Raw genomic sequence first — 19,098 nt, forward strand, 5'->3', positions numbered from 1 at the left:
GCCCCGCTCAGGGGCGCATCCGGCCGCTCCGCCAGGCCCAGGCGGCGATCTCTACCCGGTTGCGGACACCGAGCTTGCGCTGGATGCTCGCCACGTGCGTCTTGGCCGTACCGGGCGTGATGACCAGCTCGGCGGCGATCTCGGCGTTGGTACGGCCGCGCGCGACGAGCGTCGCGACCTCCGCCTCGCGGCCGGTGAGGCCACCGTCGCCTGCGCGCGGCCGGGGCGGGGCGTAGCGGCGCAGCAGCCGGGTGGTGATCGACGGGCTGATCAGCGCGTCGCCCGCCGCGGCGGCCCGGACGCCCTCCACCAGCAGCGCGGGCCCGGAGCGCTTCAGCAGGAACCCGCAGGCGCCCTCGCGCAGAGCGGTGTGCACGTACTCGTCGAGGTCGAACGTGGTCACGACGATCACCCGGAGGGGGTCGGGCACGCCGGGCCCGGCCAGCAGCCGGGTGACCTCCAGGCCGTCCATGCGCGGCATCCGGATGTCGGCCAGCACGACGTCGGGGCGCAGCCGGCGGGCCAGCTCGACGGCCGCGGCGCCGTCGGCGGCCTCCCCGACCACCGTCATGTCCGGCTGGGCGTCCAGGATGATGCGGTAACCGCCGCGGACGTCGTCCTGGTCGTCGGCGATGACGATCCGGGTGGTCATGGGCGTGATCGTACCGGGATGACGGCGGTGACCTCCCAGGATCGCTCGCCCGCCGGGCCCGCGCCAAAGTCGCCGCCGAGGGCCTCGACGCGCTCGGCGAGTCCGGGCAGCCCGAGGCCGCCGCGGCGCCGGTCCCGCCGTACGCCGCGGCGGCCGTCGCTGGTCACGGTGACGCGGACCGCCGGGCCCGCCGATGTCACGCTGACGTCGACGGCGGCCGCGCCGGGCGCGTGCCGCCGGACGTTCGTCAGCGCCTCGACGACCACCCGGTAGGCCGTCGCCGCGACCTCGGGCGGCGGGGTGCCCGCGTCGACCGCCAGCCGCACCCGGGCCGCACTCGACTCCCGGAAGCGGTCGACGAGGGCGGGCAGCTCGTCCAGGCCGTGCGGCGGCTCGTCGCGGGGGCCGCCGTCGTGGAGCATGCGGACGGTACGGTCCAGCGAGGCCATCGCGCGTACCCCGGCCTCCTCGATCCGCCCGAGGGCCGCCGCCGGGTCCCCGCCGATCCGCGCCGCCTGCGCCTGGACGATCATCCCGCCGACCTCGTGCGCGACGAAGTCGTGCAGGTCGCGAGCCAGATCGAGGCGCTGCGCGCGGCGCGCCTCGGCGACCGACCGGGTCCGCCGCGCGTCCAGGGATCGCAGGTACAGCCCGGTCCCGGCGGCGACGGCCGCCACGAGCCCGCAGAACAGGCAGCCGAGCAGCGCACCGCGCGTGGTGGCGGGCGGGACGGCGTGCAGGGTCAGGCGCAGCGGCAGTACGGTCACCGCGGCCGCCAGCGCCGCGCCCGCGAGCGCGGCGGAACGGGCGTCCGCGCGCCGTACGACCAGGTGGAGCAGCACCAGCGCGACCGCCGTCTCGGCCAGCCACCAGGCGCCCGTCCCGTTCCCCGCCGGGCCCTGGTAGAGCAGGGTGCCGACCAGCGACCCGGCCCCGGCGGCCCCCGCGACCGTGCTCGGCCGAACGGCCGAGGTCCCCGCCCGGAAGATCTGCCGGACGGCAGATGCCCCACCCCTGCCCCGGTCCCGAGGCTTGTCCCTATGAACGATCACAAGCGCATCGTACGAACGGCGGTCACGGTGGCCTGCCTCGCGGCGTGCGGTCTCGGCGCCGGAACGGCCCTGGCGGGCGAGCGTCCGGCGGGGGCCCTGCTGCGCGCCGACACCGACCGCGACGGGCGGCTGTCGCCCGCCGACGACGCCAGGCGCGGGACGTGGACGCCCGCACGCGGCGCCATCATGCTGCCGAACCTGGACGACGACGCCTCCCGCTGCCCCACCGCGGGCAGGGGCGGCGAGCGGCTCACCGACGCGGCCCTGGCGGCGTGCAATGACGCGGCGGACGCGGTGGTGAACGGCGCCGCCGACGAGGCCGACCTGGCCCCGCTGGAGATCCCGGCGGTACGCGGGGTGTCCGCGTCCGCGCTGGCGACGCTGCGGCCGGACGCCGCGTCGCGGGACAAGATACGGATCTTCGTCGAGCGCGGCGGCCGGCTCGCGGCGCTCGGCGCGGGCGGCGAGATCCGCGCGGACGAGCTGCGCCGCGGGGCCCGGCTCGCCGTCGAGGCCCGCGACATCGTCCGCGACCCGGCGGCCTGGACGGGGTTCAGCGATCTCACGCTGACCGTGACCGACGGCGGCCGTACCAGGGCCGACAGCGTGCGGCTGCGCGTCGCGCCGGTCCTCTTCCAGCACGACCTCCTGCCCCTGGACCGCGCCGTCGTCGCGAACCCCAAGGCGCCCGTGACGCTGGAGAACGGTGCGGCGCCGGACAAGCCGGTCAAGGGACAGGAGGCGTACCGGCGCGATCTGCGGCGCGGGCTGGACGCCGAGGGCCTCACGAAGCCGTTCGTCGAGTCGCCTGCCGGGGGCGACCAGTGGATGGGCGACATGTTCAAGGCCGGCTACGTGTCCATGCCGGGGCCGGGCGGCAGGGAGCACCGCATCGTCGTCAACCTCAGGTCCCCGGCCGTGACGCCGGACTTCCCGGCGCGGGACCGGCCGCTGCGGGACGCGTCCCGGCCGGTGTTCACGATGATGCGCGGGCCCGGCGTCGCGGGCGTCCAGCAGTTCGACGCGGGCGCGGTCGACCGTCCCGACGACAACCTGTTCTACGGGTCGGCGAGTTCGAGCGGGAACTTCGGGACGATCCCGCCGTACGGCAAGTACCGCACCGGGCGGATCGTATACGGCGGCGAGGGCGAGTTCACGCCGGACGCGACGTTCGTCAAGATGCTGGAGGCGCAGGGCCACCAGGACCCGATCGCGGTGGACACCGGCTGGCTCGGCGTGGGCCACATCGACGAGTTCCTCCATTTCGTCCCCAGGCGCGGTGGCAAGGGCTGGGCGATGGTCGTCGCGGACCCGCGGCTGGGCATGGACCTGCTGGAGCAGGTCGCGGGCGGCGGTGGCGGCGGGCAGCGGCTGGTGGAGGGGGTGGACCCGTCCGGCACGCAGTTCCCTGACCTCACGGTCGCGCAGGCTCTCGCCAAGCCGGAGCTGGTGGACGGCACGCGCATCGCGGCGGCGGGCGTCGACCGGGCGCTGCGGCGACTCCGGGACGCGGCGGGCATCACCGAGCGGGACGTCATCCGCGTTCCCGCGCTGTTCGCCAAGATCGACCTGCCGGACGGCTACCCGCGCGAGGACCTGACCGTCACGTACCTGCCGGACGCCGCCAACGGCATCAGCACGGGCACCGGCGGCTACCTGGCGCCCGCGCAGCATGGGCCGCGCCGCCACGGGAAGGACGTGTTCCAGCAGGCCACCGAGCGGGCGCTGGGCCGGGCCGGCGTCCGCGTCCACTGGATCGAGGACTGGGACTACTCCCACTACGTCGGTACGGCCGGCGGCGACATCCACTGCGTCACCAACGTCCAGCGCGACCTGCGCGGGACCGCGCCCTGGTGGCGCCAGTCCTGATACGCGCCGTATGCTACTTTTGAACTGACTGGTCAGTTTAAATTCGGGGGCGGGGATGCGGGTCAGGGCGCACGGCCTCTCGCTGCGCGGGCCGCGCGGCTGGGTCTACCGCGACGTGGACCTGGACGTGCCGGCCGGCGGGCTGGCGGCCGTGCACGGCATCGAGGGCAGCGGCCGGACGGCGCTGCTCCTCACGCTCGGCGGCCGGATGAAGGCCACCTCGGGGACCGGGAGCGTCGGCCCGCATCCCCTGACCGATCTCCGCGCCGTCCAGCGCATCGCCGCGCTCGGGCTGGTCGCGGAGGTCAACGAACTCGACCCGGCGCTGACCGTACGGGAGCACGTCGGCGAGGCGCTGGACCTGCACGAGGGCCTGCGCGGCCGGTGGCGGGGCCGCCGCGGCCGGATCCGGGCGGCGCTCGACCGCGCCGGACTGGAGATCGACGAGGATCTGCCCGCCCGCGAACTGGCCCCCGACGAGGCGCGGCTGCTCGGCGCCGCGCTCGCGCTGACCGGCCGTCCCGGGCTGCTGCTGCTCGACGACGTCGACCACGGCCTGCCGGACGCCCGCCGCCGGGCGCTGTGGCGGCGCCTGGACGCCATCGCGCGTTCCGGCGTCACGGTCATCGCCGCCTGCGACGACCCGGCGCCCGCCGAGGGCCTGGCCCGGCCCGTTCCCCTGGAGGAGTCGTGAGGCTTCCCGCGCTGTTCACCGGCCGCCTGGAGCTGCGGCGGCTCCGTCGCGACCGGCTGACCAGGGTGGTGCTCGCCGGCCTGGTGTTCCTGCCGCTGCTGTACGCGGGGCTGTACCTGTGGTCCTACTGGGATCCGTACGCGCGGCTCAAGCACGTGCCCGTCGCGCTCGTGAACGAGGACCGCCCGGCGCGCGCGGACGGCCGCACCGTGAACGCGGGCGCCGACCTGACCCGCGAGCTGGAGCAACGCCGGATCTTCGACTGGAAGCGGGTGGACGAGCGGACCGCCCGCGACGGCGTCCGTACCGGCGAGTACTACATGGCGCTCACGATCCCGGCCGACTTCAGCGCCCGGATCGCGTCGCCCAGCGCGGACGGCACGCCCTCGGCCGCGGGGCTGCGGCTGGTGCTCAACGACGCCAACAACTACGTGCTGGGCACGCTCGCCGAGTCGGTGTTCGAGGAGATCAGCGCGGCAGCGGGCGCCAAGGCGATCGACGACTACTTCGACCAGATCTTCATCTCGTTCGGGAGGCTGCACGGCAAGCTGGACGAGGCCGCGAGCGGGGCCGGGAAGCTCGCCGACGGATCGGACGAGGCGGAGCGGGGCGCCGGGAGGCTCGCCAAGGGCGCGGAGGACGCCGAGCGGGGCGCGGGCAGGCTCGAAGGCGGCATCGGCCAGGCCGAGAACGGGAGCGAGCGGCTCACGTCCGGCCTCACCACGCTGCGGCAGGGCACCGGGCGGCTCGCGGAGGGGAGCCGCGAGCTGTCGGACGGCATGCAGCGGCTCGTGGCGGCGGTCGACCGCGCGAGCGACACCGCCGTACCGCTGCTGCGCACGCACGCTCCCGAGGTCCGCGAGACGGCGCTCGCGGTCGCGAAGAGCGCGGACGCGCTCGCCGGCGCCGCCGGCCGGCTGCCCGCGCAGACGGGGAAGGCGGTCGAGCGCGCCGAGGAGGCCCAAGCGGAGGTCGAGAAATACCTGCGCGAGCACCCCGACGCACCGCCCGAGCTGCGGGACGCGGCGCGCGAGGTCGTGGCGGTCGTCCGGCAGGTGGACGCCTTCGTGACCGACCAGGCCGGCGGCCTCCGCCGGATCGCGGCCGAGGCCCGCGCCGCCGCGGACACGGCCCGGAGGATCGCCGCCGCCGCTCCGGCGCTGGCCGACCGCATCGAGCAGGCGCGGCAGGACGTCCGGAGGCTCGGTGCCGGGGCGCGGCAGGTCGCGGCGGGCGCGGCCAGGGTCGACGGCGGCACCGCCCGGCTGCTGGCCGGCTCCACGGACCTCACCGGCGGGCTCGGGACTCTCTCCACCGGCGCGGGCGATCTCCGTACCGGCCTCGGGGAGCTGTCGGGCGGCGCCGTCAGCCTGGAGAAGGCGCTCGGCCAGATCTCCGGTGGCAACCGCGAGCTCGCCGGCGGCCTCGCCGACGGCGCGAAGCAGGTGCCCGCGTACGGCAAGGAGGAGCGGGCCGACCGCGCCGGGATGATGAGCGACCCGGTGCGGCTGTCCAGCAGCGTCGAGAACAAGGTCGCCAACTACGGGACGGGCTTCGCGCCGTTCTTCGTCCCGCTCTCGCTGTGGGTCGGCGGCATGATCATCTACATGGTGCTGCGGCCGGCGAACCCGCGGGCCCTGGCCTCCACTGCGCCCGCCTGGCGGGTCGCGCTCGCCGGCTGGCTGCCCGCCGCGCTGCTGGGCTGCGGCCAGGCCTTGGTCGTCCTGGCGGTGCTGCGCTTCGGGCTCGACCTGCGGGCCGCCCACTGGCCGGGGCTGATCGCGTTCCTGTGCCTCACCTCGGTCTCCTTCCTGGCGGTCATCCAGTGGGTGAACGCGCGCTGGGAGACGCTCGGCCGGGTCGTCGCGCTGGTGCTGCTCATGCTCCAGCTCACCTCGGCCGCCGGGACCTACCCGATCCAGACCAGCCCGGAGTTCTTCCAGGCGATCCGGCCGTTCCTGCCGATGTCGTGGGCGGTGGACGCCGTCCGGCACCTCATCGCGGGCGGCGACCAGACGCCGGTATGGCAGGGTATGGCGGTACTGGCGGCGTTCCTGGCGGGCGGGCTCGCGCTCACCGCGCTGGCCGTCCGGCGGAACCGGGTGTGGACGATGGCGCGGCTGCACCCCGTGCTGAAACTGTGAGGAGCGGGCGGGTGGGACGGCGGGCGGCGACCCGGGAACGGCTGTTCACCGCGGCGATCGAGCTGATCGCCGAGCACGGCTTCGCCGCGACCACGGTCGACCAGATCGCCGAGCGCGCGGGCGTCGCCAAGGGCACCGTCTACTACAACTTCGGCTCCAAGGCCGCGCTGTTCACCGCGCTGCTGGAGTACGGCGTCGAACGGCTCGCCACCGCGCTGCGCGACGCCGCCGCCGGGCTCCCCCCGCTGGAGGCGCTGGAGGCCGTCGTGGGCGCCGAGCTGGACTTCATCGGGCAGCACGAGCCGTTCGCGCGGCTGCTGATCGCCGAGGCATGGCGGGCGGGCGGCGGCGACTGGCACCACGCCGCCGCGCTGATCCGGGAGCGCGCCATCGGCGCGGTCGCCGGCGTCCTGCGCGCCGCCGTCGGCGGCGGCGACCTGCGTCCCGACCTGGACGTCGAGATGGCCGCCACCGCCGTGTTCGGCATGGTGCTGACCGTCGCGCTCCAGTGGCGGACGCTCCAGCCGGAACGCCCCGCCGCCGAGGTGCACGCGACGCTGATGGAGCTGCTGCGCGGCCGCCTCGCCGGGGACGCGACCGGGGCCGGGGACAGCGCTACGGCATCCGCCGGACCCGGTCGATGATGCCGGGCATCGTCTCGTTGCTGTGCCGCATGTACGCCGACAGCGCGCGCAGCTGGGCGTCGGAGAAATCCGCCAGGAACGCGCCGAACTCCTCGGCGATCGGCTCGAAATAGCGCGCGTACCGCTCGGCGCTCTCCGGCACCAGCTCCACGATCACGCGCCGCCGGTCGTCGGGGTCCCGGCTGCGCTTGACGAACCCGGCCTTCTCCAGCCGGTCGATCACCGCGGTGATCGCCCCGCCGGTGGTGATCCCCATCAGCTGCGCCAGCCGGCCCGGCGTCTGCGGCCCGTCCAGCGCCAGCGCGTTGAGGCACTGCGCGTCGGAGACGTTCAGGCCCGCCTTGCTCGCGGTGGTGTGGTGCAGCAGCACCGTGTAGAGGGTGCTGCGCTGCATCGCCTCCCGCAGCTCGGCCAAAACCCGCTCGCGTTCCGGGGTCGACAAGCTTCCACCTCGATCTCCACGTTTTCCCGGAGCCTAGTGCCCGGCCGCAGTGCGGCCGGACCCGGCACCCTTCGTGAAGACCAACGACCGCGTACCGTGAAAGGCTTCAGCTTCCGGCGGCCTCCTGCGCCACTTCCTTGGCCCACCGGTAGTCGGCCTTCCCCGCGGGCGAGCGCTTCATCTCGACGACGAACGCGTACGTCCGCGGCACCTTGTAGCCGGACAGGTTCTTGCGGCAGAACTCGTCCAGCTCGTCCGCCGTCGGGGCCTCCCCCTGCGGCTGCACGACCGCCGCGACGCGGAACCCGAACCGCTCGTCCGGGATCCCCGTGACGACCGCGTCGAACACGTCCGGGTGCCCCTTGAGGACGGCCTCGACCTCCTCCGGGAAGACCTTCTCGCCGCCTGTGTTGATGGCCTGCGAGCCGCGCCCGAACACCGCGATGCTCCCGTCGGCCTCCACCGTCGCGATGTCGCCTGTGAGCAGCCACCGCTTCCCGTCCACCTCGGGGAACGTCCGCGCCGTCTTCTCCGGGTCGTTGTAGTAGCCGCGCGCGATGTAGCCGGTGCGGGCGACCTGCCCCATCACGCCCGAGCCCGGCGCGACGGGCTTCAGCGCGTCGTCGAGGACGGTGACGTTCGCGGTGTCCTCGCGCTCGAACTTCAGCCCCTTCTCGGGGCTCGACCCCGGGACGGCGCCCGCCGTCGAGCCCGACTCGGTGGAGCCGAACCGGTCCATGATGATGATGTTCGGCAGCGCCGCCGCGATCCGGTCCCGGACGGAACCGGTCAGGATCGCGCCGGTCGACACGAACGCCAGCAGCGACGACAGGTCGTACGAGCCGCGCTCCAGCTCCTCCGCCATCGGGATCGCCATGGCGTCCCCGGTGATGGTGATCGAGTTGACCTTCTCGCGCTCGACCGTCCGCCAGATCTCGGCCGCGTCGAACTTGCGGACGTACACCAGCTGGGCGCCCATGAACCAGGCGATCCAGCTGTTCACCTGGGCGGCGCCGTGCATCAGCGGCGCGATCGGCATCATGATCATCGGGCCGCCGCCGCGGGCGTTCGCGACCACGTCCGCCGGCACCTTCGGCGGCGGCAGCGCCGGGGTCCAGAACGCGAAGATGATGTCCTTCACGCCCCACATGACGCCCTTGGGCATGCCGGTCGTGCCGCCGGTGTAGATGATGTACGTGTCGTCCTCCGAACGCGCCGGGAAGCCCCGCGTGTCCGGCTGCGCGGCCAGCGCCGCCTCGTACTCCACCGCGCCCGGCACGGCCGACGGCCCGCCGACCGCGATCAGGTGCCGCAGCTTCGGCGCCCGCGGCGCCGTCGCCGCCACCCGCTCGTCGAACTCCACGTCGTACAGCAGCGCGACGCTGTCGGAGTCCTGGAAGATGTACAGCAGCTCGTTCTCGACGTACCGGTAGTTGACGTTGATCGGCACGGCCCGGATCTTCACGGTGGCCAGCAGCGCCACGGCGTACTCGATGCCGTTGTAGAGCTGCATCGCCACATGCTGGCCGGGCTCGACCCCGGCCTCCCGGAGATGGTGCGCGAGCCGGTTGGCCTGCGCGTCCAGCTCCGCGTAGGTGAGCCGCCTGTCATCGCAGACGAGGGCGACGCGCTCACCGATCTCGTCGGCGATCGCCTCGAAGAGATCGGCGTGGTTGAACTCCATCGGACGGCCTCCGGAGGTTCGGGGGGTGGGGGACGGGAGCTGGCGGGTCTAGGGCTTCTCCGAGCCGACGATCCACATCGAGTAGAACTGCGCGCCGCCGCCGTACGCGTGCCCGAGGGCGCGGCGGGCGCCGTCCACCTGATGCTCGCCGGCCAGTCCGCGCACCTGCAGCGCCGCCTCGGCGAACCGGATCATGCCGGAGGCGCCGATCGGGTTGGACGACAGCACGCCGCCCGAGGCGTTCCACGGGATGTCGCCGTCCATGGCGGTGGCGCCCGCCTCGGTCAGCTTCCAGCCCTCGCCCTCGCCGCAGAAACCGAGGTTCTCCAGCCACATCGGCTCGTACCAGGAGAACGGCACGTACACCTCGGCGCAGTCCAGCTCGCGGCGCGGGTCGGTGATCCCGGCCTGCCGGTACACCTCGGCCGCCGCGTCCTTGCCGGCCTGCGGGCTCACGGTGTCGCGGCCCGCGAACCCCATCGGCTCCGAGCGCATCGCCGTGCCGTGCACCCACGCCGGCGGGTTCGGCGCCTTGCGGGCCGCGTCCTCCGACGACAGCACCATCGCGCACGCGCCGTCCGACGACGGGCACGTCTCCAGGTAGCGGATCGGCTCCCACAGCATCGGCGTCGACTCGACCATCTCGCGCGAGATGCCGGGGATCTTCAGGTGCGCGACCGGGTTCCTCAGCGCGTTCTGCCGGTCCTTGACCGCAACGAGCGTGCCGATGTGGTCGGGCGCGCCCGAGCGCCGCATGTACGCCCGGATGTACGGGGCGAAGTAGCCGCCCGCGCCGACGACCAGCGACGTCGTGAACGGGCCGTTCACCGTCAGCGCCCAGGTCGCGTTCGACTCCGACTGCTTCTCCCAGGCGACCGTCAGCACCCGCTCGTGCACGCCGCTCTGGATCAGCCCGGCCGCCACGATCGCGGTCGACCCGCCGACCGAGCCGGCCGTGTGCACCCGCAGCAGCGGCTTGCCGTTGGCGCCCAGCGCGTCCGCCAGGTACGTCTCGGGCATCATCATGCCCTCGAACATGTCCGGCGCCTTGCCGACGACGACCGCGTCGATGTCCTTCCAGGTCAGCCCGGCGTCATCGAGCGCCTTGACCGCCGCCTCGCGCAGCAGCCCGGCGATCGACACGTCGAGCCGCTTGGTCTTGTACGTGGTCTGCCCCACGCCTATGACCGCGCATGGGTTTCCCATTAGTTGTCTCCCGAGAGGACGCAGACGAGGTTCTGCTGAAGGCACGGACCCGAGCTGGCGTGGCCGAGCGTCCGGCTCGCCGACCCGTCGTGGATGCGGGCCGCGGCCTCACCGATCCGGACGAGGCCGGCGGCCATCATCGGGTTCGCCGACAGCGCCCCGCCCGACGGGTTGACCGTGACGTCCTCGCCGAGGCCGAGCGCCTCGCGCAGGATCAGCTCCTCGTGGCTGAACTGCGCGTGCAGCTCCGCCACCTCGACGCCCGCCGCGTCCGCCTTCTCCCCCGCCAGCCGGGCCGCCTCGGAACGGGTCAGGTCCCGCACGCCGGGCAGGTGCGCCTCGGTCCGGTGGTCGATGCCGCGGATCCACGCGGGCCGGTCGCACAGGTCCCGCGCCTTGTCACCGGCGGCCAGCACGATCGCGGCGGCCCCGTCGGTGATCGGCGCGATGTCGTACGGCCGCAGCGGCGCCACGTCGTACGGGGCGTCCTCGGGCTCCGGCAGGTGCACCGCGAACGGGTTGTCCCGGCCGCTCGCCCGCGACCGCGCCGCCACCGCGCGCAGGTCGTCCTCCTTGGCGCCCGACCGCTCCATGTAGGCGCGGGCCTGGAGCGCCGCCAGCGACACCTGGTCCAGGCCCAGCGGCGCCAGGTAGTACGGGTCGAGCTGCTGCGTCAGGACCTCGCGCAGGTGGTTCTGCGTCGACTTGCCGAAGCCGTACACCAGCGCCGTGTCGATCTCGCCGTGCTGGAGCTGGACCCACGCCTCGTACAGCGCCCAGGCCGCGTCCATCTCCACATGGCTCTCGGAGATCGGCGGCCACGCGCCGACCGTCTCCAGCGCCGACACGAACGCGAACGGCCGGCCCTCCAGGTAGTCGTTCGACCCCGAGCAGGTGAACCCGAAGCGGTTCAGCCCCGTCTTCTCCTTGATCCCGGTGATCACCGGGGCCAGCAGCTCGATGTCGGAGAACCCGGTCGGCTGGGCGCTGTGCTCGGTCTGCACGAACGCCACGACCGCAACGTCTCTCATACGAAATCCTTGATCGCGTCGTAGGGGGCGTCCGGCTCGTCGAGGGGCTCGAACCACTTGATGTTCGCCATGGTCCTGCCCCACTCCTCGCGCGGCCGCCACGCCGCCTTCACCCGCATGCCCTCGCGGACCTGGTCGGCGGGGATGCCGGAGACCAGGCCGAGCATCGGCACGCCGGCGCCGTCCAGCAGCACGTACGCCGACACGAACGGCACCTCGGGGGCGCGCGGGTCCGGGAGGTTGTTGACCGCGAACGTGGTGACCGTGCCGGTGTGCGGCAGCTCCACCTCCTCGGTGGTGGCCACGCCGTCGCGCGCGCACAGGCCCTTCATCGGGACGATGACCTCGCCGCACGCCGGGCAGCGGTGGCCGAGGATCTTCCCTTCGGAGATGCCCTCCAGGAAGCGGCTCATCGCGCGGCCCGGCTCCAGGTGGTACTCCAGCCGGGTCGGCGAGGTGATCATCGTGATCTCGGGCCGGAAGCACTCGATGTCGCCGATCGCGCCGGCGCGCTCCGCGCGCCACTTCGGCCGTACGCGCATGCCCGTCTTGAGGGTCTTGGGCGCGTCGGCGCCCTCCTCGAAGACGCCCATGTCGAGGGCGTGCAGCAGGTCGGTGTCGGCGCCGTCCATCCGGACCATCGCCCAGGCGAACGGGCGGTCCAGCGGATGGGTCTTCAGCGGCCGCGACACCCACGACCACGTCCGCACCGTCCCGGCCGGGCCGACCTCGACGAACTCGTCCGTCACGGCCTCGCCGTCGGCGGGGTCGTACTCCAGCGGCGGCACCAGCACCTTGCCGCCGGCCGTGCGCACCCCGACCAGCCGGCCGTCGCGCAGCTCGGTCAGGAACCGCCCGATGACCGGCCCGACCGACCGCGTGTAGCCGCCGGGGAACTCCAGGACGTGGTTGGGCGCCTCAGATGGCACGCTCGTGGTCCTTCCAGTACGGGTCGCGCAGCTTCCGCTTCAGCAGCTTGCCGTTGGGCTCGCGCGGCATGACCTCGATGAAGTCGACCGACTTCGGCCACTTCATCCGGGCCAGCCGGCCCTCCAGCGACGCGAGGATCTCCTGCGCCAGCTCCGGGCCGGGCGCGACGCCCGCGGCGGGCTCCACGACCGCCTTGATCTGCTCGCCCCACTCCTCGTCGGGGATGCCGAACACGGCGACGTCCGCGACCTTGGGGTTCAGGATGATCTCGTTCTCGATCTCGGCCGGGTAGATGTTGGCCCCGCCGGAGATGATCATGTCCGACTTGCGGTCGGACAGGAACAGGAAGCCGTCCTCGGTGAGGTAGCCGATGTCGCCGACCGTGAAGTAGTCCTTCAGCCGGTTCTTCTCGGTCTTCTCCCGGTCGCCCTTGTACTCGAACTCGACCCCGGCCATCTTCATGTAGATGGTCCCGGGCGTCCCGGCGGGCACCGGGTTGTTGTCGTCGTCCACGACCAGGATCTCGCTGATCGGCCACGCGTTGCCGACCGTTCCGGGGTGCGCGCGCCAGTCCTGCGGGCTGGCGATCGTCCCGCCGCCCTCGGTGGCCGCGTAGTACTCCCAGATGGCGTCGCCCCACCAGTCGAGCATCTGGTGCTTGATCGGCACGGGGCAGGGGGCGGCCGCGTGGATCGCCCACTTCATCGACGACACGTCGTACCGGTCCCGCGTCTCCTTCGGCAGCGACAGCAGCCGCTTGAAGTGCGTCGGCACCATGTGCGTGTTGGTGATCTTGTACTGCTGGATCACCCGCAGGCAGTCCTCGGCCTCCCACTTGTCCATGTAGACGAGCGTGTGGCCCATGTTCAGCGCCGTGCCGCCGAACTGCGTGACGGCCGTGTGGTAGTTCGGCGAGGTGATCAGGTGCGCCTGCGGCTCCTGCCCCGCGGGCCGGCCCGGCGGGATCCCGAACAGCCCCAGCAGGAACGTCAGCAGCTCGGCGCTGTCGTCGGGGTCGATCCCCGCCAGCTTCCGCCGCACGCCCTTGGGCTTGCCGGTCGTACCGGACGTGTAGTGCATGGTCGCGCCGTTGGAGCGATCCTCCGGCAGCGTGTCCGGCTGCCCGCCGACCAGCTCCTCGTACGGCCGGAAGCCCTCGACGTCGCCGAACGCGAACCGGCGGCGCGGGTCGAGCCCCGACTCCTCGGCGCCGCGCACGCCCTCGGCCGCGTACCGCTCGTGCACGAAGAAGGCCTTGGCCTCGCTGTCGGCCACGATGTAGCCGATCTCCGGGCCGGTCAGATGCCAGTTGACGGGCGTGTAGTACCAGCCCGCCTGGAGCGCGGCCAGGTACAGGACGAGACCCTCGACACCGTTGGGCACGAGCCCGCAGATGCCGTCGTTCCGTTCCAGTCCCAGGTCGCGCAGCCCGTGGACCAGCCGGTTGGCCCGGGCCAGCAGCTCGCCGGCGGTGTACTCGGTCCCGTCCGGGTCGACGGCGGCGATCCACTCCGGGTCGGCCTGCGCCAGCCGCCAAAAACCCAACGACCCCATCGGTTCTCCTCGGTGATCGCGGCGCACCCAACAGGGTGCCGGGGGCCAAAGTAGATCACGTTCTCGTTTTGCTCTGCAAGACCTGTTGACGGGCCGAACGTGTTACTAGAATCTGTTCTTGTTTTCTGACCGGTTGAGTGGAGGAACGGATGGCCGAGCGGCTGCCCATCAGCACCGAGCACTGCACCGTCGAGCGGGACGGCCACGTCCTCATCGTGACCATGAACCGCCCGGAGGCGCGCAACGCGCTCAGCTCCTCGATGCTCGTCGGTCTGGCCGACGCCTGGCAATACATGACGGACACTCCGGACATCCGAGTCGGCATCCTGACCGGAGCCGACGGCACCTTCTGCGCCGGCGCCGACCTGAAGGCCATGGGGACCCCGCCGTCCGACCCGGCCGTCCAGGAACGCATGGCGAAGATCCCCAACTACCACTGGCGCGGCCTGCTCCGCGAGGCCCGTCCCACCAAGCCCCTCATCTGCGCCATCGAGGGCTACGCCGTCGCCGGCGGTACCGAACTCCTCGCCGGCACCGACCTGCGCGTCGTCGCCGAGGACGCCACCCTGGGCCTGTTCGAGGCCAGGCGCGGCCTGTTCCCCATGGGCGGCTCCGCCATCCGCCTCCCCCGCCAGATCGGCTACGCCGCCGCCCTGGACATCCTCCTCACGGCCCGTTCGATCACCCCGCGGGAGGCCCTCGACATGGGCCTCATCAACAGCATCGTCCCGGCCGGCCAGGCCCTCGCCGCCGCCCGCGAGAAGGCCGACGAGATCGCCGCCTGCGCCCCGCTCGCCGTCCAGGCCATCCTCCGCGCCGTCCGCGAGACCGAGCACCTCCCCGAAGAGGAGGCCCTCAAGGTCTCCGACGAGATCGGCTGGCCCGTCTTCGAGACCGAGGACGCCAAGGAGGGCTCCAAGGCCTTCAAGGAGAAGCGCCCCGCCGTCTACAAGGGCCGCTAACGACACTTCGCTTCCCGGGCGCCTGTGACGTACACGTTCGGAGGATTTTTCGGACCGCGCACTGTACGAGCTGAACGGACTACCAGAGGAGGTCCGGAACGGACTGCTCTTCGAGCGCATCCTCGAACTCCTCGGCGCGCGCAGCTCGCTGCTCGGCGCCCGCACGGCCGGAGGTCGTCGACGAACGCATCCTGCGCTTCATCGACGGCTGGAACACGCCGCGTGCCGTCCCGTGAGGCGACACCGCGTGTTGGGGGCCGACTACCCGCAGTCCCTCACCCAGCGCTGACCCGGCTCAGGCGAACTCGCCCGTCTCCAGGGTGAACGAGAACGGCTCAGGCAACTCCACCGGCTTCCCGAAGACGACCCGCACGTCCTCGCGATAGTCCCCCGCCGCCCGGTCGGGCGTGCTGAAAAGCGTGACCGCCTGGGCGGACCGATCGACGAGCAGGTAGAGCGGGATCTCCGCCTTGGCATAGCAGTGGCGCTTGCCTCCACGATCACGGTCCGGCCGTCCGGAGGTCACCTCGAAGACCATCGCGACGCCCTCTGCCGGCATCCATGGCTCCGCCCTCTGGAACAACTTGAGTTCGGTGGGAGCGAACACGCCGTCCGGTATCAGCAGGTTATTCGAACAGCGACCGCCCCGAGGCAGTTCAAGACCCTTGTTGCCCGATACGTCCATATCGACGGCGCTTTTCCGAATTACCTGCTTGGTAATGAGAGAGAAGATGCTCTCATGATCTCCGCTGGGGGGTGGCGACACGACGATCTCTCCCTCGATGAACTCCGCGCGGTAACCCTCCGGCGTGCCGAGCTCCAGGAAGCCCTGGAGAAGCGCCTGCTCCTCCGCGTACCGCGGATCACGTTCCATGTCAGCGGCCATGCCATGTCCCCTCGGTTGCTCCTCCTCCAGCATAGGGACCGGGGCGTCCGCGGGGGTAGGGGCGAGGCTCTGGGCGGTCACTGTCATGGAACACCTCACAGTAAGCGGACCGACACACCGGGTATTGACGCTAGCGCCCGGTCGCGGTTGGTGAGTGGAGGTATCGAAGAAGTCAGCCCAGGTTCGGAGAACGCCGCTTTCCCGCGACCGCGGCAAGCAGTGCGGCACCAGCCGACAAAACAATAAGAATCCCCAGGACTGGGGCAACGTACGCCGGAACGAGGTCGAGCGAATGCCCGTCCTTCCACCGGCAGACCCCGCTCGGCGGAATGCCGCCTCTGTCAAGGTCGATGAAAGGGGGGAGCCCGCCGCCATCGGGGACACCGAACCGCGCCGACGTGCAGGTGTGATAGTCGTTCTCGAAAGGAATCAGCGCGAACGCACCGCGCAGATAGACCACCACGAAGAGCAGCGCGGCCACTCCCGCAACCCAGCGCCATGCCGCACGACCTCTCGCCACTGGCCGCCCTCCGCTCTCCCCGGAGGATCCTGCCATGCCGACTCCCGCGCGACACACCAGGTCAGCACCGAACGCCGCCTTTCCCGTCGACCCCCAGCGGAGTGAAAGCCGACCGCTTCACCCAGGTGGATCCCGACCGGGAGCTGTACGTGAACTGGGCGATCGCCGCCGGTCTGTACTACGTGCTGGCGCGCGTCCTGTCGTGGCTGGTCCGGTTCTGACCGCGGAGTGAACGTCCTTCCAACGTTTCCCTAACCGCCCCGCTCCCGCCCTGATGCACGGCAGCGGGGCGGTTACTCTCCGCTGTCCGGGCAGGTGGCGAGTTTGGGGAGCGCATGGCGGCCAGGGTGGTCCTGCATATCGGTCAGCAGAAATCGGGCACGACGTACCTGCAGGAAGTCCTGGGGAGCTGTACGGACGGGCTCGCCGCCAAGGCGGGGATCCTGTTCCCGCCGTCGCTGCGCGAGATCCTGCCGGACGCGATCGAGAACCATGAGCGGGCGACGTACGGCCTGCTCGGCACCGAGTACCCGTGGGTGTCGGCCGAGCGGGCGGAGGGCGAGCGGCGCAAGTGGGTGCGGCTCGCCGAGCGGGTACGGGAGTGGCCCGGGACGGTGCTGCTGTCCGCGGAGGCGCTGTCGGTGGTGCGCGCGCCGGCCGTCGGGCGGCTGGCGGACGAGCTGCGGCCGGCGGAGCTGGACGTGGTCGTCACGACGCGGGCGCTGGGCCGGACGCTGCCGTCGCTGTGGCAGCAGCACGTGCGGAACGGGCGGGCGCTCGGGGCGCCGCAGTTCTTCGAGTCGCTGGCCGAGCAGCGGGAGCGCGGCGCGAGGGCGATCGAGGAGGAGCGGCACCTGCATCTTTGGCGGTCGTTCGCGCTCGGCGGGCTGGTGCGCCGGTGGGCGGGGATCGCCGGGCGGGTGACCGTGGTGGTCAATCCGGGTTCGCCGCCGGATCTGCTGTGGCGGCGGTTCGCCGAAGCGGTCGGCGCGCCGTGCGACCTGCCGCCGGAGGACGTTCTCGTACGGCGCACGCACGCCGGTCTCACGCTGCCGGAGACCGAGCTGCTGACGTACCTCAACCGGGCGATCGAGGCGGCCGGATGGGACGTGTTCGAGGCCCGCGCGCTGCGGGAGCGGATCCTGGCGGGGAACGGGGCGCGCGGCCCGCGGGCGGGCGTGCCGGAGGCGGCGGCGGAGCTGGTCCGGCGGTGGAGCGATGAGGACATCGACGACCTGGGCCGGACCGGCGCGGTCGTGCTGGGCGATGTGGAGGATCTGCGGTTCCGTCCCGAACGGGACGCGCACCGGGCGGTGAGCGCCGCGGGGATGGGCGAGGCGGCCGCCGCGGCGATCATGGCCGTGGCGGACCGGGCCCGGTTCGAGCCGGAGCGGCGCCGGCGCCCGCTCTACCGCAGGCTCCGCGCCGACCGCTGGAGTTGAGGACCCGCCGCGGGCCGCGGGCGAACGGCGCGCGGCGGGTCCCCGGCTCGTCAGTCCGCGTTCGTGATCGTGTTGAGGCGTTCGATGGACTCGACGTACTCCTCGATGAGGTCGTACACGACCTGGGAGGTCGGCTTGATCTGGTTCATCGAGCCGACGATCTGGCCGACCGGGAAGGTGACCAGCTCGCCGTCGCCGGACCGCTGGATGCGGGGCAGCGCGCTGGAGATCAGCATGAACTGCATCGGCATCGGGAGCGTGCCGGGCGAGCGCTCGCTCTCCCAGGCCTCGGTCCAGGCGGTCTTGAGGAAGCGGGCGGGCTTGCCCGTCCAGGCGCGCGACCGGACGGTGTCCCGGGAGGTGGCCTTGAGCAGCTTGGCGCGGGCCTTCTCGGGGGTGTCGGCCTCGTCCACGGTGAGCCAGATGGAGCCGGTCCAGACGCCGTCGGCGCCGAGGGCCATGCCCGCGGCCATCTGGCGGCCGCGGCCGATGCCGCCGGCGGCCAGGACCATGGTGTCCTCGCCGACCGCGTCGACGACCTCGGGGATCAGGACCATCGTGGAGACGTCGCCGGTGTGGCCGCCGGCCTCGGTGCCCTGCGCGACGATGATGTCGACGCCGACCTCGACCTGCTTGCGGGCGTGCCGGGCGTTGGAGGCCAGGCCCGCGACCTTGACGCCGTGCTCGTGGGCCTGCTCGACCACGTCGGCCGGGGGCGGGCCGAGCGCGTTGGCCAGCAGCGCGATCGGGTGCCGCAGCGCGACCTCGACCTGCGGGCGGGCGGTGACGTCGGTCCAGCCCAGCAGGACGTCGCCGGCGTTCTCGTCCTTCAGCGGTTCGACGCCGTGCTCGGCGAGCAGGTCCTCCAGGAACTGCCGGTGCTCCTGGGGGATCATGCCCTTGAGCTTGGCGACCAGCTCGCCGGCGTCGCCCGCGTCGGCGCCCTCGTACTTGGCGGGCATCACCACGTCGACGCCGTACGGCTTGCCGCCGACGTGCTCGTCGATCCATTTGAGCTCGAGTTCGAGCTCCTCGGGGGTGAAGTTCAGGGCGCCGAGGACGCCCATGCCGCCGGCGCGGCTCACGGCCGCGACCACGTCGCGGCAGTGACTGAACGCGAAGATCGGGTACTCGATGCCGAATAGTTCGGTGACTCTTGTCCGCACGCCTCGACACTAGGCCGCGCCCCGCAAAACTGCAACAGGTTCTAGTTGGGAAAATCGAGAGAGCAGTGGGCATGGTTGAAGGGCGTTAGAACGTGTATCAGTCCTAACGCCCGGGAAACGCGGAGGTCAGTCGCGGCGGGCCGCGGCGGAGCGGGCCGAGGAGCGGGCCGCGCCGAACTTGCCGTCGGCGCGGCGCGGCGCCGGTGAGGACGTGGTCCGT

17 protein-coding genes are annotated in these 19,098 nt (G+C 72.5%); 6 read left to right on the forward strand and 11 right to left on the reverse strand.

Annotation, left to right across the window (positions count from 1 at the left end):
• Positions 1-7: 7 nt before the first annotated feature.
• Together AB0881_RS30140 and AB0881_RS30145 are read right to left on the reverse strand one after the other, a co-directional pair.
• A complete protein-coding gene (locus AB0881_RS30140; RefSeq protein ID WP_366622282.1) occupies positions 8-652 on the reverse strand; it encodes a response regulator transcription factor in 645 nt (214 codons plus the stop codon).
• Entirely contained in the window at positions 649-1,704 is a 1,056-nt protein-coding gene (locus AB0881_RS30145) for a histidine kinase (RefSeq protein WP_366622284.1), read from the reverse strand. The genes AB0881_RS30140 and AB0881_RS30145 overlap by 4 nt, the downstream gene beginning before the upstream one ends.
• Here AB0881_RS30145 and AB0881_RS30150 point away from each other — a divergent pair.
• The 4 genes from AB0881_RS30150 to AB0881_RS30165 are packed head-to-tail and all read left to right on the forward strand — an operon-like array spanning position 1,693 to position 7,055.
• Positions 1,693-3,573 carry a protein-arginine deiminase family protein gene (locus AB0881_RS30150; protein WP_366622286.1) on the forward strand — a complete coding sequence of 627 codons (1,881 nt, stop codon included), beginning with the start codon at positions 1,693-1,695 and terminating at the stop codon, positions 3,571-3,573. The genes AB0881_RS30145 and AB0881_RS30150 overlap by 12 nt on opposite strands.
• A 55-nt stretch (positions 3,574-3,628) precedes the next feature.
• Entirely contained in the window at positions 3,629-4,267 is a 639-nt protein-coding gene (locus AB0881_RS30155; protein WP_366622288.1) for an ATP-binding cassette domain-containing protein, read from the forward strand.
• Positions 4,264-6,411, forward strand: coding sequence for a YhgE/Pip domain-containing protein (locus AB0881_RS30160; RefSeq protein ID WP_366622290.1), 2,148 nt, complete (start codon positions 4,264-4,266; stop codon positions 6,409-6,411). The genes AB0881_RS30155 and AB0881_RS30160 overlap by 4 nt, the downstream gene beginning before the upstream one ends.
• Positions 6,412-6,422: 11 nt before the next feature.
• Positions 6,423-7,055, forward strand: coding sequence for a TetR/AcrR family transcriptional regulator (locus AB0881_RS30165; protein ID WP_366622292.1), 633 nt, complete (start codon positions 6,423-6,425; stop codon positions 7,053-7,055).
• Here the strand turns inward: AB0881_RS30165 and AB0881_RS30170 are convergent.
• The 6 genes from AB0881_RS30170 to AB0881_RS30195 form a co-directional block, all read right to left on the reverse strand.
• The gene (locus AB0881_RS30170; RefSeq protein WP_366622294.1) at positions 7,027-7,497 is read right to left on the reverse strand and encodes a MarR family transcriptional regulator; all 471 of its coding nucleotides are present in this window, start codon (positions 7,495-7,497) and stop codon (positions 7,027-7,029) included. The genes AB0881_RS30165 and AB0881_RS30170 overlap by 29 nt on opposite strands.
• A gap of 106 nt (positions 7,498-7,603) precedes the next feature.
• Positions 7,604-9,181: an acyl-CoA synthetase gene (locus tag AB0881_RS30175; protein ID WP_366622295.1), complete on the reverse strand. Its 1,578-nt coding sequence runs from the start codon at positions 9,179-9,181 to the stop codon at positions 7,604-7,606.
• Positions 9,182-9,229: 48 nt separating this feature from the next.
• Complete coding sequence (locus tag AB0881_RS30180; RefSeq protein ID WP_366622297.1) at positions 9,230-10,387, reverse strand: thiolase domain-containing protein; 1,158 nt, start codon at positions 10,385-10,387, stop codon at positions 9,230-9,232.
• Positions 10,387-11,418, reverse strand: a complete 1,032-nt coding sequence (locus tag AB0881_RS30185; RefSeq protein WP_366622299.1) for a thiolase domain-containing protein — start codon at positions 11,416-11,418, stop codon at positions 10,387-10,389. The genes AB0881_RS30180 and AB0881_RS30185 overlap by 1 nt, the downstream gene beginning before the upstream one ends.
• The gene (locus AB0881_RS30190) at positions 11,415-12,347 is read right to left on the reverse strand and encodes an OB-fold domain-containing protein (protein ID WP_366622301.1); all 933 of its coding nucleotides are present in this window, start codon (positions 12,345-12,347) and stop codon (positions 11,415-11,417) included. Before AB0881_RS30190 ends, AB0881_RS30185 begins: the two co-directional genes overlap by 4 nt.
• Positions 12,337-13,902 carry an acyl-CoA synthetase gene (locus AB0881_RS30195; RefSeq protein WP_366622303.1) on the reverse strand — a complete coding sequence of 522 codons (1,566 nt, stop codon included), beginning with the start codon at positions 13,900-13,902 and terminating at the stop codon, positions 12,337-12,339. Before AB0881_RS30195 ends, AB0881_RS30190 begins: the two co-directional genes overlap by 11 nt.
• 149 nt (positions 13,903-14,051) lie before the next feature.
• Between AB0881_RS30195 and AB0881_RS30200 the strand changes: the two genes are divergently transcribed.
• Positions 14,052-14,864, forward strand: a complete 813-nt coding sequence (locus AB0881_RS30200) for a crotonase/enoyl-CoA hydratase family protein (protein WP_366622305.1) — start codon at positions 14,052-14,054, stop codon at positions 14,862-14,864.
• Between the two features lie 295 nt (positions 14,865-15,159).
• On the opposite strand, the gene AB0881_RS30205 is transcribed toward AB0881_RS30200, so the two are convergent.
• A complete protein-coding gene (locus tag AB0881_RS30205; protein ID WP_366622306.1) occupies positions 15,160-15,750 on the reverse strand; it encodes a Uma2 family endonuclease in 591 nt (196 codons plus the stop codon).
• A 172-nt stretch (positions 15,751-15,922) separates the two neighbouring features.
• Positions 15,923-16,231, reverse strand: a complete 309-nt coding sequence (locus tag AB0881_RS30210; RefSeq protein ID WP_366622308.1) for a hypothetical protein — start codon at positions 16,229-16,231, stop codon at positions 15,923-15,925.
• Between the two features lie 374 nt (positions 16,232-16,605).
• Here AB0881_RS30210 and AB0881_RS30215 point away from each other — a divergent pair, with 374 nt between their 5' ends.
• Entirely contained in the window at positions 16,606-17,712 is a 1,107-nt protein-coding gene (locus AB0881_RS30215; RefSeq protein WP_366622310.1) for a hypothetical protein, read from the forward strand.
• Between the two features lie 50 nt (positions 17,713-17,762).
• Here AB0881_RS30215 and AB0881_RS30220 read toward each other — a convergent pair whose 3' ends face one another.
• Entirely contained in the window at positions 17,763-18,878 is a 1,116-nt protein-coding gene (locus tag AB0881_RS30220) for a nitronate monooxygenase (protein ID WP_366622312.1), read from the reverse strand.
• Between the last annotated feature and the right edge of the window lie 220 nt (positions 18,879-19,098).

The sequence above is a fragment of the Spirillospora sp. NPDC029432 genome (genome assembly GCF_040703975.1).
Lineage (GTDB): Bacteria > Actinomycetota > Actinomycetes > Streptosporangiales > Streptosporangiaceae > Spirillospora.

Coding starts and splice junctions, on each gene's coding strand:
- AB0881_RS30155 (WP_366622288.1), top strand. CDS start 3,629: ATGCGGGTCAGGGCGCACGGCCTCTCGCTGCGCGGGCCGCGCGGCTGG.
- AB0881_RS30185 (WP_366622299.1), bottom strand. CDS start 11,418: ATGAGAGACGTTGCGGTCGTGGCGTTCGTGCAGACCGAGCACAGCGCC.
- AB0881_RS30200 (WP_366622305.1), top strand. CDS start 14,052: ATGGCCGAGCGGCTGCCCATCAGCACCGAGCACTGCACCGTCGAGCGG.
- AB0881_RS30150 (WP_366622286.1), top strand. CDS start 1,693: ATGAACGATCACAAGCGCATCGTACGAACGGCGGTCACGGTGGCCTGC.
- AB0881_RS30195 (WP_366622303.1), bottom strand. CDS start 13,902: ATGGGGTCGTTGGGTTTTTGGCGGCTGGCGCAGGCCGACCCGGAGTGG.
- AB0881_RS30140 (WP_366622282.1), bottom strand. CDS start 652: ATGACCACCCGGATCGTCATCGCCGACGACCAGGACGACGTCCGCGGC.
- AB0881_RS30175 (WP_366622295.1), bottom strand. CDS start 9,181: ATGGAGTTCAACCACGCCGATCTCTTCGAGGCGATCGCCGACGAGATC.
- AB0881_RS30180 (WP_366622297.1), bottom strand. CDS start 10,387: ATGGGAAACCCATGCGCGGTCATAGGCGTGGGGCAGACCACGTACAAG.
- AB0881_RS30205 (WP_366622306.1), bottom strand. CDS start 15,750: ATGGCCGCTGACATGGAACGTGATCCGCGGTACGCGGAGGAGCAGGCG.
- AB0881_RS30215 (WP_366622310.1), top strand. CDS start 16,606: ATGGCGGCCAGGGTGGTCCTGCATATCGGTCAGCAGAAATCGGGCACG.